Below are 14,277 nucleotides of genomic sequence, written 5' to 3'. Positions count from 1 at the left end.
CAGAGAATGGTCAAGAATTTCGGGCTTTCGGCGCTTGCGCTGGTGATGATGGCAGGTGCCGGGCTGTGGCTGGGGCAGGGCGGGACGACCGGCGCGCTGTCCTTCGCCGCTCAGGCGCAGGAGACCGCTGCCGCCCCCGCCGAGGCGCCCGTGGTGCCCGACATGACCATCGGTGCCGCCGATGCGCCGATCACCATGGTGGAATACGCCTCCTACACCTGCCCCCATTGCGCGACCTTCCACTCCGAGGTCTTCAAGCAGCTGAAGACCGACTACATCGACACCGGCAAGGTAAAGTTCACCTTCCGCGAGGTCTATTTCGACCGCTACGGCCTCTGGGCCTCGATGGTCGCGCGCTGCGGCGGCGAAATGCGCTATTTCGGCGTCTCCGGCATCCTGTTCGAGACGCAGAAGGAATGGGCCGCCTCGAACGAGCCGGCCACCGTGGTCGAGAACCTCAAGAAGATCGGCCGCACCGCCGGGATGGACGATGCGACCCTGAGCGCCTGTCTCGAGGACGGAGCGATGGCGCAGGCGATGGTCGATGCCTATCAGAAGAACTCGGCGGCCGATGACGTGACCGCGACACCGACGATCTTCGTCAACGGCGAGAAGCACTCGAACATGAGCTATGCCGACCTTAAGGAAGTCCTCGACGCCGAACTGGCGGAATGAGGCCCGCGCCGCTTGCCGGCGTCCGCGTGATCGAACTGGCCCGGATCCTTGCCGGGCCTTGGGCGGGGCAGACGCTCGCCGATCTCGGTGCCGATGTCATCAAGGTCGAGGCGCCCGAGGGCGATGACACCCGCCGCTGGGGCCCCCCCTTCATCGAGCGCGAGGGCGACCGCTCCGCCGCCTATTTCCACGCGACCAACCGCGGCAAGCGGTCGGTCACCGTCGATTTCCGCACCCCCGAGGGGCAGGAAACGGTGCGCCGTCTGGTGGCCGAGGCGGATGTGGTGATCGAGAATTTCAAGGTCGGCGGGCTGGTGAAATACGGGCTCGACTGGGAAAGCCTGCGCAAGGTGAACCCCCGGCTGGTCTATTGCTCGATCACCGGTTTCGGCCAGACCGGCCCCTATGCGCATCGCGCGGGCTACGATTTCATCATTCAGGGCATGGCCGGGCTGATGAGCGTCACCGGCGAGGCTGAAGGCCAGCCGCAGAAGGTCGGCGTCGCCGTGACCGACATCTTCACCGGCATCTATGCCGCGACCGCAATCCTCGCGGCGCTGCACCAGCGCGGCAGCACCGGCGTGGGTCAGCAGGTCGACATGGCGCTGATGGATGTGGCAGCGGGTATCATGGCCAATCAGGCGATGAACTATCTTGCCACCGGCACCGCGCCGCAGAAGATGGGCAACGCCCACCCGAACCTCGCGCCCTATGCGGTGTTTGACTGCGCCGATGGCTGGATCATCATCGCCACCGGCAATGACGGGCAGTATCAGAGGCTCTGCAGGCTCCTGGGCCTGCCCGCGCTTGCGACCGCCCCCGCCTTCGCCACCAATGCCGACCGCGTGGCCAATCGCGCCGCGATGACCGAGGCGCTGACCATGGCCACCAGCCAGCGCAGCAAGGCCGATCTGCTCGCCGCCTGCGAGGCCGAGGGGGTTCCGGCGGGGCCGATCAACGATCTGGCCGAGGTCTTCGCCGATCCGCAGATCGTGCATCGCGGCATGCGGCTGACGGTCGAGGGCGTGCCGGGGCTGCGCTCGCCCTTCGTCTTCTCCGGCGCCGATCTGGCGCTGGAGCGCGCGGCGCCGAAGCTCGGCGAGCATCAGGCCGAGGTGCTGGGCGCCCTGAGCCCGAGGCCCGCCAGCGCCTGATCCAACGGCGCCCAATCGTCCAGCTCCAGCCGGACCGGCAGCGTCAGCACCTTGGCGCGCCAGTCGGGCGGCAGGCGGACGGCGTCCTTCTCGGTGGTCACCAGCTGCGCGCCGAGCGCCGCCGCGTCATGCTCCAGCCGTTGCAGGAGCGGCAGCGGCAGCAGCTGGTGGTCGTCGAGCGGCACGGCCCCCACCAGATCGGCACCCTCGGCTTTCAACGTGGTGAAGAACTTCGACGGATGGGCGATTCCGGCGAAGGCCAGCAGACGCGCTCCGCGCCAGTCCATCCCGGTCGCCAGGGGCTGCAGCCGCCCGGTCAGATGCGGCAGGCCGAGGCCCGGCCAGGCGGCGGCAAAGCCCGCCTGCGCCTCGGCATCGCCGATCGACAGCAGCATGTCGGCCCGCGCCAGCCCCACCGGCACAGGTTCGCGCAGGGGCCCGGCAGGCAGGCACATCCCATTGCCGAAGCCCATCCTCGCATCGACGATCACCAGCGACAGCGACTTCTGCACCGTGGGGTTCTGGAACCCGTCGTCGAGCAGGATCACATCTGCACCCGCCGCCTCCGCCGCCTTCACCCCTGCCGCACGGTCGCGTGCCACCCAGGCCGGGCCGAAGGCCGACAGCAGCATCGGCTCGTCGCCGGTCTCTGCCGCCAGATGTTTCGCCGGATCGACGCGCACCGGACCGTCGAGCTTCCCGCCATAGCCGCGCGAGACGACATGCACCTTCAGCCCCCAGGACGAGAGCCGCTGGATCAGCGCGATGGCGGTGGGCGTCTTGCCGGTGCCGCCTGCGCTCAGATTGCCGATGCAGATCACCGGGACCTGCGGAGCATAGCCCGGCTGGCGCATCCGCCGCGCGGTGGCGGCAGCATAGAGCGCGCCGAGGGGCGAGAGCAGCCGCGATTGCCACGAGGGCTGGCCCGGCGGGGTCAGCCAGAAGGAGAGGGGGCGAAGTATCATCGTTCGATATCCATCATTCGCCCGATCAGGGCCACCACGCGATCCGTCACATCCGTTCCGTCCGAAGCCACCGCCCAGGCCGCATGCGCCAGACGCGCGGCGCGATCGGGGGCCAGGAGGTCGCTCAGCGCCTCGGCCAGCTCGGCGTCGGAGCTGACCGGGATCGTCGCCCGCGCCGCCCCGAGCCGTCCCATCGCCCCGCCGAACTGTCCGGCGCGCGGCCCGTGGATCACCGCCGAGCCAAGCGCCGCCGCCTCCATCGGGTCGCGCAGGCACCCCGTGGTCAGGCTGCCGCCGAGATAGCTGACCGGCGCCAGCCGATACCAGAGGCCGAGCTCGGTCGGGCCGTCGGCGATGAAGACCTCTGTCTCGGGTTCCGGCTCCTCGTCGGCGGCACGGCAGGCGACCGTCCAGCCGGGGTCCTTCTGCAGCGCCTCGGCAAGCGGGGCGGCGCGGGCCGGGTCTTTCGGGGCGATGACCAAGAGCAGGCGATGCGCCAGCCGCAGCGCGTGGCGATGCGCGGCGATCACCGCGGCCTCCTCGGCCTCGGGCAGCGCCACCGCGAGCCAGACCTGCCGCGTCGCCAGCACCCGCGCCAGCGCCGCGCGCTCGGCCTCGGTGCAGGGCAGGACGCCGCTGCCCTCTTCCATCCGGCCCGAGACCACCACCGCGTTGGCGGCGCCGCCGCCCTTGCGGAAGGCGCGGGCGGCGGTCTCGTCCACCGTCAGCACATAGCGGAAATGGGCGAGCAGGCCGCGCATCTGCCCCGGCCACCAGCGCTCGCGGCCCTGCAGGATATGCGGGCTCATGCCGTCGACCATCGCCAGCGGCACATGCCGGTCGATGGCCTCGCGCAGCAGCGAGGGGCGCAGCTCGCCCTCCGACATCACCGCGGCCTCGGGTTGCCAATGGTCGAGGAAGGCCCGCGCCTCGGCAGGCGTGTCGGGCGGGGCGGGCTGCACGATCAGCCCGCCGACCGAGGCCACCGGCGCGGGTGTCGTCAGCAGCACCTGAAAGCCCTCGTCGAAGATCACCCGCCGCGCCAGCTCGGTCATCGACCGGGCGGCGTCAAGCGTCGGTGCATGCAGCCAGACGAGACGCCCGTCCGGTCGGGCCGGGCGTGGCAGGTCCGGGACGGTCTCGCGCCGCGCGGTGGATTTCTGCAGCGGGAAGCCGAAGGAATAAGCCATTACATCCGGGTGTCAGTTCCCAAGCTCTTCGGTGGAAGACGCGGGCTGCGCCTCGTCGCGCAGGCGGTGGATATGGGCGATGTAGTAACGCATGTGGGCATCGTCGACCGTGCGCTGCGCCTCCGACTTCCACGCGGCGAAGGCCGAGGCATAGTCGGGGAACATGCCGACGACATGGATGGCGTTGACGTCCTTGAACACGTTCTGGGTCGGGTTGACCAACTCGCCGCCGAACACGAGATGCAGACGCTGGGCCATGGCGGACGCTCCTATACAATGGGGAAGTGCCGCGCACCCTAGACGATGCGCGGCGACGGTCAAGGACGGCCCAGGCCTTTTCGGACGTCAGGCGACGTCGCGGGCCAGAAGCTGGCCGCCCGGCCCGGGCTTCACCTCGAAACGGCTGATCTTCTTGATGAGGTCCGACAGCTTGGCACTGCCGTAGGTCCGGGTGTCGAAATCCGGATTGGCCTGGGTGATGAACTGGCCGATCTGGCCCAGCGTGTACCACTCGCCTTCCGGGTCGATGGCGCGCATCGCCGCCGCGATCAGCGGAATCGCCTTGGCCGGCGGCTCCTTCACCCCGCGCTGCACCGGAGGCTCGGGCACCGGCTCGGGCTGGTCGGCGGGGCGCGGCGGCGTCTCGCGCACCGGCTCGTCACTGTTGAGGTTCTCGACATAGATGAAGCGCTTGCAGGCCATGCGGAAGGCCTCGGGCGTCTTCTTCTCGCCGATGCCGTAGACATCGAGCCCCTGCTCGCGGATGCGCGCCGCGAGCCGGGTGAAATCGCTGTCCGAACTGACCAACACGAAGCCGTCGAACAAGCCCGAATGCAGGAAGTCGATGGCGGCGATCACCAGCCCGATGTCGCTCGCGTTCTTGCCCTTGGTGTTGGAGAACTGCTGATCCGCCACCAGCCCGAGGGCGGCGACCTTCTTGGCCCAGCCGCCCAGACGCTGCGCCGACCAGTCGCCGTAGATCCGCCGCACCGAGGCCTCGCCGAGGCTGGCGATCTCCTCGAAGATCGCCTCGGCATAGCCCGCCGGCACGTTGTCCGCGTCGATCAGGACGCAGAGACGGGGGGCGCGTGCATCGGCCATCAATACACCACGACAGAGCGGATGCTCTCGCCGGCGTGCATCAGGTCGAAGCCCTTGTTGATGTCTTCCAGCTTCAGCGTGTGGGTGATCATCGGGTCGATCTGGATCTTGCCGTCCATGTACCAGTCGACGATCTGCGGCACGTCGGTGCGGCCGCGCGCGCCGCCGAAGGCCGTGCCCTTCCAGACCCGCCCGGTCACCAGCTGGAAAGGCCGGGTCTGGATCTCGGCCCCGGCCGGCGCCACGCCGATCACCACCGAGACGCCCCAGCCGCGATGGGTGCATTCCAGCGCGTCGCGCATCACCTTCACGTTGCCGGTGCAGTCGAAGGAATAATCCGCCCCGCCGATCTGGTCGAAGGGCGTCTTGGTCATGTTGACGAGGAAAGGCACGATCGAGCCTTCGATCTCCTTCGGATTGACGAAATGCGTCATGCCGAACCGCTCGCCCCAGGCCTTGCGCTCGTTGTTCAGATCGACGCCGATGATCATGTCGGCCCCGGCCAGCTTCAGACCCTGGATGACGTTCAGCCCGATGCCGCCCAGACCGAAGACCACCGCCTTGGCGCCGATCTCGACCTTGGCGGTGTTGATCACCGCGCCGATGCCGGTGGTGACGCCGCAGCCGATGTAGCAGATCTTGTCGAAGGGCGCGTCCTCGCGCACCCTGGCCAGCGCGATCTCCGGCACGACCGTGTGGTTGGCGAAGGTCGAGCAGCCCATGTAGTGATGGATCGGCGTGCCATCGAGCATCGAGAAGCGGGTGGTGCCGTCGGGCAGCAGGCCCTGGCCTTGGGTGGAGCGGATCGCCGTGCAGAGATTGGTCTTCTGGCTGAGGCAGGAGGGGCACTGGCGGCATTCGGGCGTGTAGAGCGGGATGACATGGTCGCCCGGCTTCAGCGTGGTCACGCCGGGGCCGACCTCGATCACCACGCCCGCGCCCTCGTGGCCGAGGATTGCCGGGAACAGACCTTCGGGATCGGCACCGGAGAGGGTGAATTCGTCGGTGTGGCAGATGCCGGTGGCCTTGATCTCGACCAGAACCTCGCCGGCCTTCGGCCCCTCGAGGTTTACCTCCATGATCTCAAGCGGTTTTCCGGCGGCGACGGCGACGGCGGCACGGGTGCGCATGACTGTGTTTCTCCCTGTCAGATATTTGCCGCCAGAGTGATGGAAACCGCGGCGCGCTGCAACCGCCCTCGCGCATTCCCGGTTGCGCAGCAATGCGCTGATCGACCGAGGCCCGGCTTGCCGCGCGCGGCAGGGCTCTCTAGCCTGCGCGAAAAAAGGAGATCCCCATGCGCCCGATCCCGACCCTCGTCCCGCTCGGCCTCGTTCTGGCCCTCGCCGCCTGCCAGATGCAGAGCCCGGAAGCTCCGCCCGCCGCCGCTCCGGCGGAGGACGCCTGTCAGGCCTCGGGTCTGCAGATGCTGGTGGGTCAGCCCGCCTCGGTGCTCGACACCATGCGCTTTGCCCAGCCGACGCGGATCATCACGCCCGACATGGCGGTGACGATGGATTTCAACGCCGAACGGCTGAACATCGAGATCGACGAGGCGAAACGGATCAGCCGCGTGGCCTGCGGCTGATCCGAGCGCGTCACATGCGGTAGTCGGTGTGGCAGTCCTTGCAGGCACCGCCCATCGCGCCGACCCCGGCCTTCACGCCGTCGAGCGAGGAGGTATCCACCGCCGAGGCCGCCGTGGCCAGAGCTTCGGCCTTGGCGGTGAAATCGGCCCAGTTGGTCCAGATTTCAGGCTTGGCTTCCGACACCGGGTCGGTGGCCTGCGGCTCGAACTTCGCGGGGATTTCCTTGGCGGCAGCCTCGATGGCGGCGACGGCGGCTTCGGCGCTGGCCGCGTCGAAGGCGGTCGTGCCCTTGGCCATCTCGCCGAGCGTCTTGGTGTTCTGCGCGATGGTCTGCATGACCGCGACCCGTGCCTTCACGGTCGGATCTTTCGGCTCTTCCTTGGCCACGGCGGCCCCGGCGAGGGCGAGGCTGGCAATAAGGGTTTTCGCGATCAGGTTCACAGGTCTGGCTCCATGCTGGGTCGAACTGGAGGCCACTCTATCCGGGGTTCGTGACTCTCCCAGACATCTTCTGATTGGTGGCAGGTTTTTCACGCAAATGTCATTCCGTGAAAATCGCCTTACCCGTTCTCGCGCAACACTGTTCCGGCCAGGTAGAGCGAGCCGCAGATCAGCACCCGCGCCCCGGCATCCTCGGCGGCGATCGCCGCCAGAGCCTCGGCCACCGACCCCGAACTGACCGCCGCCATTCGTGCTTCACGAGCGGCAGCCTCGGTTTCCGCCGCCGGAAGCGTGGCCTTCTCGCCCGGGATCGACACGGCATGCAGCCGCGTCACATGCGGGGCGAGCGGACGCAGGTAGCCGCCGATATCCTTGGTGTTGAGCATGCCGCAGATCAGATAGGTGGCGCGCTTCGGCATCCCGGCCAGCGTCGCCGCCACCGCCTCGCCCCCCGCCGGATTGTGCCCGCCGTCGAGCCAGAGCTCCACCCCCGGTGCGCTTTCGGCCAGCGGCCCCTGCCGCAGCCGCTGCATGCGCGCCGGCCAGAAGGCGCGGGTTACCGCTGCCTCGCAGGCTGCCTCGTCCTTGCCCAGATGGCGCAGCGCCGCCAGCGCCGCCCCGGCGTTCTGGATCTGGTGCGGGCCGGGCAGGTTGGGCAGCGGCAGATCGAGAAGCCCGGTCTCGTCCTGAAACACCAGCCGCCCGCGTTCGGTCCAGACCTGCCAGTGCTGGCCATGCGCCAGCAGCGGCACGCCGAGCCGCGCCGCCCGCGCCTCGATCACCTCGAGCCCCTCGGGGCTCTGCGGGCCGACGACGCAGGGAACGCCGCGCTTCAGGATGCCCGCCTTCTCGCCCGCGATCTCGGGCAGGGTCTCGCCCAGATATTGCTGGTGATCGACCGAGACTGGCGTGATGATGGTAAGTCGCGGCTTTTCCAGCACATTCGTCGCATCGAGCCTGCCGCCGAGCCCGACTTCGAGCAGGGTGAAATCCGCAGGGGTGCGGGCGAAGGCGAGGAAGGCGGCGCAGGTGGTGATCTCGAAGAAGGTGATCTCCTCCGGCCCGTTGGCCGCCACGCATTCGTCGAGCAGCGCCGCCAGCGCGGGCTCCGAGATCAGCTCTCCGGCCAGCCGGATGCGCTCGTGAAATCGCGCCAGATGTGGCGAGGTATAGGCATGCACCCGGTCGCCCGAGGCCTCGAGCCCGGCGCGGATCATCGCCTGTGTCGAGCCCTTGCCATTGGTTCCGGCGATATGGATCACCGGCGGCAGGGCGCGCTCGGGGTGGCCGAGGGCGGCGAGCAGCCGGTGCACCCGGTCCAGCGTCAGGTCGATGACCTTGGGGTGGAGCGACATCATCCGCTCGAGGATGATGTCGGAGGAGGGCATCACGAGGCGGCCTTCGCCTCGGCCTCGGGGAGGGGCGGCGCGGGCTCCGCCACTGGCGGTGCCGCCGGAGCGGGCGCGGGCAGGTCGCCCTTGATCGCCGGCGGCAGGTTCATCAGCATGCGCAGGATGGTCACCAGCTCGTCGCGCATCGCCTTGCGGTGGGTCACGCGGTCGAGCATGCCGTGGTCCAGAAGGTATTCGGCGCGCTGGAAGCCTTCGGGCAGCTTCTCGCGGATCGTCTGCTCGATCACCCGGGGACCGGCGAAGCAGATCAGCGCATTCGGCTCGGAGATCTGCACGTCGCCCAGCATGGCATAGCTGGCCGTCACACCACCGGTGGTGGGATGGGTCAACACGACCACATAAGGTAGCCCCGCCTCCTTCAGCATCTGCACTGCCACCGTGGTGCGCGGCATCTGCATCAGGGACAGGATCCCCTCCTGCATCCGGGCGCCGCCGGCTGCGGCGAAAAGCACCAGGGGGCATTTCAGCTTCACGGCGCGCTCGGCGGCGGCGACGATGGCGTTGCCGACATGCATGCCCATCGAACCCGCCATGAAGGCGAAGTCCTGCGCGGCGATGACGACCGGCGCGCGGGCCATCTCGCCCTCGGCAACGAGCATCGCCTCCTTCTCGCCGGTCGACTTCTGCGCAGCCTTCATCCGGTCGGGATATTTCTTCTGGTCGCGGAAGATCAGCGGGTCGGCCAGGGGCTCGGGCACCTTCACCTCGGTGAAAATACCGCCGTCGAACAAGGCGTTGAACCTTTCGCGGGGGCTGATCGCCATGTGGTGGTCGCACGTGGTGCAGACGTTCAGATTGTCGGCCAGCTCGCGGTGGAACAGCATGGTTCCGCATTCGGGGCACTTGGTCCAGAGGTTTTCCGGCACCTCGCGGCGGGAGAACAGCGAGTTGATCTTGGGACGGACGTAGTTCGAGATCCAGTTCATTGCGGGCGGCCCTGTCGTCGCGGCGGTTGGGACCCGAGATAGTCCCGGGGGGCGGGAAATGCAATCGGCATGGGATTCCGGGCGATGCACCGGGCATGCACGGGCGATGCACGGCTCATGCGGACGCGGAACGCCAGCGCTCTGGGATCGGCGGCAGGGCGATGCCGCGGAAGAGGGGGAAGTCGGCGTAGCGCGCCCGGCGCGCTTCGGGGCTCTCGGAGGGCTCCGCTCCGGCGGCTAGCAGGCGGCCCCTGGGGGCGATGTAGCTCGAGATGCTGCGCGCCGGCGCCTCGTGCCAGCTCAGGTTGAAGGCGGCGCGGATCGGGAAGAACTGGAGCTCGGAATAGGGCAGGTGGTCATGGAGCCACCAGGCGAGGTCGCGCCAGTCGCGCCCCCGGTCATACTGGTCGGCGAACCAGGGGATCTGCAGGCAGGCTGTCGCCCCCATCCGGCCCCGGGCGTCGCGCCGGTCCCAGATGTGGCCGGCGTGGTTCGCCTCGTTGCGGGCGCAGTTGAGGCCGTGGGTATTGCCGAAGCCGTTCACCGCGGGCGAGCGGTAGGAGGAGCGGAGCGTCAGCGGGCCGAAGGTCTCGACCAGCGGGTCGAGCAGATCGCCGGCGAGGCGGCGCCCGGCGGCGATCATCAGCTCGGGATCGTCGGGCAGGTTGGGAAGGGCATGGAAGCTGGCGATCTCGGAGAAGAGGAAGTCGCGCAGGAAGAAATGGCGCGACAGGCGGATGCGGCCGAGGCGGTCGAGCGCGGCATAGGTGGTGACGGGGCGCATGGGCGGGCTCCTTCTGACGTGTCAGACTTGCCGGCGCCCGACGGTGGGGCAAGCCGGAAGCTGCGGAAAGCGCGGGGGCCAAGTTTTCTGCGAAAACTTGGGTTTTCGATCTTTCTGCGAAAGATCGGCTTCGGGGTCTTCGCAGAAGACCTGGCTTTCGGCCTTGCCGCCTTGCCGCCTGCCGCTTATCCCGAAAGGAGCCATTCCGGGAGGACGCCTATGAAGAACAGCCGTTTCGACAAGGCCAAGCTGCCGTCGCGCCATGTCACCGAGGGGCCGAGCCGGGCGCCGCATCGCAGCTATTTCTATGCGATGGGCATCACCGAGGAGGAGATCCACCAGCCCTGGGTGGGGGTCGCGACCTGCTGGAACGAGGCCGCGCCCTGCAACATCGCGCTGAACCGTCAGGCGCAATCGGTGAAGATGGGGGTGAAGAAGGGCGGCGGCACGCCGCGCGAATTCACCACCATCACCGTAACCGACGGGATCGCCATGGGCCACGAGGGGATGCGGTCGTCGCTCGCCTCGCGCGACGCCATCGCCGATACGGTGGAGCTGACCATGCGCGGCCATTGCTATGACGCGCTGGTCGGGCTCGCGGGCTGCGACAAGTCGCTGCCGGGGATGATGATGGCGATGGTGCGGCTCAACGTGCCTTCGGTCTTCATCTATGGCGGCTCGATCCTGCCGGGGCGGCTGAACGGCAAGGATGTCGTGGTGCAGGACGTGTTCGAGGCGGTGGGCCAGCATCAGGCTGGCCGGATGAGCGATGCCGAGCTGGCGATTCTCGAGCGGGTGGCCTGCCCCTCGGCCGGGGCCTGCGGCGGGCAGTATACCGCCAACACCATGGCCTGCGTGTCGGAGGCGATCGGGTTGGCGTTGATGAATTCCTCGGGCGCGCCCGCGCCCTACGAGAGCCGCGACCAGTATGGCGATGCCTCGGGCGTCGCGGTGATGCATCTGATCGAGAAGAACATCCGCGCCCGGGACATCGTGACGCGGAAGTCGCTGGAGAATGCGGCGCGGGTCGTGGCCTGCACCGGCGGCTCGACCAATGCCGGGCTGCATCTGCCCGCCATCGCCCATGAGTCGGGGATCGACTTCGACCTGTTCGACGTCTGCGACATCTTCCGCGACACGCCCTATTTCGTGAACCTGCGGCCGGGCGGCGCCTATGTGGCCAAGGATCTCTACGAGGCGGGCGGGGTGCCGGTGGTGCTGAAGGAGCTGCGCAAGGCGGGGCTGATCCATGAGGATTGCGTGACCGCCTCGGGACGGGCGATCGGCGAGGAGCTGGACCTGATCACCCGCGAGGCCGATGGCAAGGTGATCTATCCGGTCGAGGCGCCGATCTCGGCCACCGGGGGGGTGGTGGGGCTGCGCGGCAACCTTTGCCCGGATGGCGCCATCGTGAAGGTGGCGGGCATGACGCCGGAGGAGCAGGTCTTCACCGGCCCGGCGCGGGTGTTCGACTGCGAGGAGGAGGCCTTCGAGGCGGTGCAGAACCGCGCCTATGCCGAGGGCGAGGTGATCGTGATCCGCAACGAGGGGCCCGCAGGTGGCCCGGGGATGCGCGAGATGCTGTCGACCACGGCGGCCTTGAGCGGTCAGGGGATGGGCAAGAAGGTGGCGCTGATCACCGACGGGCGCTTCTCGGGGGCGACGCGGGGCTTCTGCGTTGGCCATGTCGGGCCCGAGGCGGCGCATGGCGGGCCGATCGCGCTGCTGCGGAACGGCGACATGATCACGCTGAACGCGCTGACCGGCGAGCTGTCGGTGGCGCTGAGCGACGCCGAACTGGCGGCGCGGAAGGCCGCATGGGCAGGGCCGCGCCAGACCGACTATGCCAGCGGGGCCTTGTGGAAATATGCGCGGCTGGTGGGCGGAGCCCGGCAGGGCGCGGTGACGCATCCGGGGGCCAAGGCGGAACGGCATGTCTACATGGATCAGTAAGCTCGGGTTGGCGCTGGCGCTGGCGCTTCTGGCGGGGGGCGCCGCGGCGCAGTCGAAGGGGCTGCGGATCAGCCCCCCCGCCGGGTATTGCGTCGACCGCGAGACGCAGGCCGGACCGGGGATCGTGCTGATCGGCCGCTGCGCCGGGGTGGCGAACCGCCCGCCCGCGGTGCTGACCGTGGCGGTCGGTGCGCCGGGTTCGGGCGTCGGCCTCGCCGATCAGGGCAAGGCGCTGGCCGAGTTCTTCACCTCCGAGGCCGGGCGGGCGGCGCTGAGCCGCAGCGGGCGGGCGGGGCCGGTGACGGTGCTGGAAGCGATGTCGTGGCGCGGCGCCTTCCTGATCCGCTGGCGCGATGCCTCGGCGGGGCGCGGCGTGCAGGGCGAGAGCTGGCGGGCGGTGCTGGGACTCGGCGGGCGGCTGGTGACGCTGACGACCACCGGCACGGCCTCGACGCCCCTGAGCCGCGACGCGGGGCGCAAGCTGCTGGAGAGCTTCGTCAGCGCGATGACGCAGGCCAATCGCCGCAGCGCGCAGGGCTGAGGCTTCGGGGGCGCGACAGCGGGTAACGGTGAATTCCCTTTCCGGTTGTGCTGACATGGCCCGGCCTGCAGCCGCCCGATCCGCGGCTGGGCAAGCCGGGGAGCGGGATGGGAGGTATCGGGGCGCTGATCGACCGTTGGCGGCATCGCCGGATGCTGCGGCGCTGGACGGCACTTGCCGAGCGCACGGCGGCACTGGATCTGGCGGCGCTGCGCAGCCTCGGCGGGCGGGCGCGGGCGTTGAGGCGGCAGCTCGACCGGGTGATCCATGTGGCGGAGAACCGGCTGGCGCTGCCGGTGATCGGATCGAACGCGATCCGGCGGCCGATGGGGGCCGATTGGGTCTGGCGCCCGAGTCTGTGGCGCGGGCCGATCCCGATGCCGGGACTGGCCTCGGTGCCGGGGCGGGCGCCCGTGGCCGAGGGGGCGACGCTGTTTCACGACTGCCGGATGAGCGAGCTGACGCTGCGCCAGATCCGCAACACGCGCGAGGCCGATCTGGCGCCCTTCGGGCTCAGGATGGATGTCTTCCGGTTCGACGGCAGCTTCCTGTCGCTGGTGCTGGATCTGCCGGAGGAGGCGGTCGCGGGGCTGAAGCTCCGGCACGTGATCCGGCTCGACGTGATCGTCGAGATGGAGAAGCCGCTGGAGATCTATGCAAGGCTGAACGTCCGCCACGGGCCGAATGTCGAGCAGGTGGTGCGCGAGCTGCCGCTGAACGAGGAGGAGGTGATGGTGGAGTTCGACCTAGCCTATACGCGGATGAACGAGAAGCGGGTGGAGCGGATGTGGGTGGATCTGATCTTCGAGGGACCGGAGATGAACCAGATCATCCTGCGCGACGTCACGCTGTGCCGCAGGCCGAGGGCGGAGCTGTGAGCGGGGCGAAGCTGACGCCGCTGGGCATCCGGGCCGGGGTCTGGGAGGGGGTGCTGACCGGGAGGGAGGCGGAGCCGCGTCTGGCGGTGACGCATCTGGAGGCGCCGGTTGCGCTGCAGATCGCCGCGCTGCCGGGCCAGCCCGGCGGCTGGGCCGTGCGGGTGCCGATTCCGGTGGAGGTGCTGTCGGAGGGGGTGCAGACCTTCCTGATCCGCGATGCCACCTCGGGCGAGCGGCTGGGGCATTTCACCCTGATCACCGGGGTGGCGATGGAGGATGACCTGCGGGCCGAGATCGACCTGTTGCGCGCCGAGCTCGACATGCTCAAGCGCGCGTTCCGGCGCCATTGTCTGGAAACGGCGGGATAGCCGGTTCCGGCGCGGTCACTCGGCGCTGTAGTAGCCGTACATCTGCTCGAGCTCGGTCAGCACGCGCAGGGCGCGCAGGTTGTGGTCGGGCGTGTAATAGGCCGGCAGCGCATCGGACGCAGCTTTGGCGGGGGTGGTCTGGATCGTGCGGATCATCGGGTTTCTCCTGTCTCTGCGGCGGATATAGTGGCTTTGCATACCGATGTTCACAGACAATGCTGCATGGGTGCCATGACGATGCTGCATTGCAGCGTTAGCGTATGACGCCGCGTTCGCCGTGACAGCAGAAGGGCTGCGCGC

17 protein-coding genes are annotated in these 14,277 nt (G+C 68.9%); 7 read left to right on the top strand and 10 right to left on the bottom strand.

Annotation, left to right across the window (positions count from 1 at the left end; all coding sequences use genetic code 11):
• Positions 1-6: 6 nt before the first annotated feature.
• Entirely contained in the window at positions 7-675 is a 669-nt protein-coding gene (locus tag AC3A5Z_RS15440) for a DsbA family protein (RefSeq protein WP_487520229.1), read from the top strand.
• Positions 672-1,829, top strand: a complete 1,158-nt coding sequence (locus AC3A5Z_RS15435) for a CaiB/BaiF CoA transferase family protein (protein ID WP_487520228.1) — start codon at positions 672-674, stop codon at positions 1,827-1,829. The genes AC3A5Z_RS15440 and AC3A5Z_RS15435 overlap by 4 nt, the downstream gene beginning before the upstream one ends.
• Here AC3A5Z_RS15435 and lpxK read toward each other — a convergent pair.
• From lpxK to AC3A5Z_RS15410, 5 genes are all read right to left on the bottom strand, one after another.
• Complete coding sequence (gene lpxK / locus AC3A5Z_RS15430; RefSeq protein WP_487520227.1) at positions 1,781-2,794, bottom strand: tetraacyldisaccharide 4'-kinase; 1,014 nt, start codon at positions 2,792-2,794, stop codon at positions 1,781-1,783. The two genes, AC3A5Z_RS15435 and lpxK, sit on opposite strands and share 49 nt — an antisense overlap.
• Positions 2,791-3,984, bottom strand: coding sequence for a 3-deoxy-D-manno-octulosonic acid transferase (locus AC3A5Z_RS15425; protein ID WP_487520226.1), 1,194 nt, complete (start codon positions 3,982-3,984; stop codon positions 2,791-2,793). The genes lpxK and AC3A5Z_RS15425 overlap by 4 nt, the downstream gene beginning before the upstream one ends.
• A 12-nt stretch (positions 3,985-3,996) precedes the next feature.
• Positions 3,997-4,242 (bottom strand): DUF4170 domain-containing protein, encoded by a 246-nt coding sequence (locus tag AC3A5Z_RS15420; protein ID WP_487520225.1) that lies wholly within the window; start codon positions 4,240-4,242, stop codon positions 3,997-3,999.
• 87 nt (positions 4,243-4,329) lie between these two features.
• Complete coding sequence (locus tag AC3A5Z_RS15415; protein ID WP_136794347.1) at positions 4,330-5,085, bottom strand: NYN domain-containing protein; 756 nt, start codon at positions 5,083-5,085, stop codon at positions 4,330-4,332.
• Positions 5,085-6,215, bottom strand: a complete 1,131-nt coding sequence (locus tag AC3A5Z_RS15410; RefSeq protein ID WP_487520224.1) for an S-(hydroxymethyl)glutathione dehydrogenase/class III alcohol dehydrogenase — start codon at positions 6,213-6,215, stop codon at positions 5,085-5,087. Before AC3A5Z_RS15410 ends, AC3A5Z_RS15415 begins: the two co-directional genes overlap by 1 nt.
• 167 nt (positions 6,216-6,382) lie before the next feature.
• Between AC3A5Z_RS15410 and AC3A5Z_RS15405 the strand changes: the two genes are divergently transcribed.
• Positions 6,383-6,673, top strand: coding sequence for an I78 family peptidase inhibitor (locus AC3A5Z_RS15405; RefSeq protein WP_487520223.1), 291 nt, complete (start codon positions 6,383-6,385; stop codon positions 6,671-6,673).
• 10 nt (positions 6,674-6,683) lie between these two features.
• On the opposite strand, the gene AC3A5Z_RS15400 is transcribed toward AC3A5Z_RS15405, so the two are convergent.
• The 4 genes from AC3A5Z_RS15400 to AC3A5Z_RS15385 form a co-directional block, all read right to left on the bottom strand.
• Entirely contained in the window at positions 6,684-7,115 is a 432-nt protein-coding gene (locus tag AC3A5Z_RS15400; protein ID WP_487520222.1) for a c-type cytochrome, read from the bottom strand.
• A 119-nt stretch (positions 7,116-7,234) separates the two neighbouring features.
• Positions 7,235-8,503: a bifunctional folylpolyglutamate synthase/dihydrofolate synthase gene (locus AC3A5Z_RS15395; RefSeq protein WP_487520221.1), complete on the bottom strand. Its 1,269-nt coding sequence runs from the start codon at positions 8,501-8,503 to the stop codon at positions 7,235-7,237.
• Positions 8,503-9,453 carry an acetyl-CoA carboxylase, carboxyltransferase subunit beta gene (gene accD / locus AC3A5Z_RS15390; protein ID WP_136794379.1) on the bottom strand — a complete coding sequence of 317 codons (951 nt, stop codon included), beginning with the start codon at positions 9,451-9,453 and terminating at the stop codon, positions 8,503-8,505. Before accD ends, AC3A5Z_RS15395 begins: the two co-directional genes overlap by 1 nt.
• A 115-nt stretch (positions 9,454-9,568) precedes the next feature.
• Positions 9,569-10,237 (bottom strand): hypothetical protein, encoded by a 669-nt coding sequence (locus tag AC3A5Z_RS15385; protein WP_487520220.1) that lies wholly within the window; start codon positions 10,235-10,237, stop codon positions 9,569-9,571.
• A gap of 219 nt (positions 10,238-10,456) precedes the next feature.
• On the opposite strand from AC3A5Z_RS15385, the gene ilvD reads away from it, so the two are divergent.
• From ilvD to AC3A5Z_RS15365, 4 genes are all read left to right on the top strand, one after another.
• The gene (gene ilvD / locus AC3A5Z_RS15380; protein WP_487520219.1) at positions 10,457-12,190 is read left to right on the top strand and encodes a dihydroxy-acid dehydratase; all 1,734 of its coding nucleotides are present in this window, start codon (positions 10,457-10,459) and stop codon (positions 12,188-12,190) included.
• Positions 12,171-12,731 carry a cation transport ATPase gene (locus AC3A5Z_RS15375; protein WP_487520218.1) on the top strand — a complete coding sequence of 187 codons (561 nt, stop codon included), beginning with the start codon at positions 12,171-12,173 and terminating at the stop codon, positions 12,729-12,731. Before ilvD ends, AC3A5Z_RS15375 begins: the two co-directional genes overlap by 20 nt.
• Positions 12,732-12,838: 107 nt before the next feature.
• Positions 12,839-13,609 (top strand): DUF6478 family protein, encoded by a 771-nt coding sequence (locus AC3A5Z_RS15370; protein WP_487520217.1) that lies wholly within the window; start codon positions 12,839-12,841, stop codon positions 13,607-13,609.
• Positions 13,606-13,977: a hypothetical protein gene (locus AC3A5Z_RS15365; protein ID WP_487520216.1), complete on the top strand. Its 372-nt coding sequence runs from the start codon at positions 13,606-13,608 to the stop codon at positions 13,975-13,977. The genes AC3A5Z_RS15370 and AC3A5Z_RS15365 overlap by 4 nt, the downstream gene beginning before the upstream one ends.
• A gap of 15 nt (positions 13,978-13,992) precedes the next feature.
• Here AC3A5Z_RS15365 and AC3A5Z_RS15360 read toward each other — a convergent pair whose 3' ends face one another.
• Positions 13,993-14,133, bottom strand: coding sequence for a hypothetical protein (locus AC3A5Z_RS15360; protein ID WP_487520215.1), 141 nt, complete (start codon positions 14,131-14,133; stop codon positions 13,993-13,995).
• Positions 14,134-14,277: the final 144 nt, after the last annotated feature.

It is taken from the genome of Cereibacter sp. Soil_C_27 (genome assembly GCF_057657095.1).
This window is presented reverse-complemented; position numbering and strand designations above follow the sequence as displayed.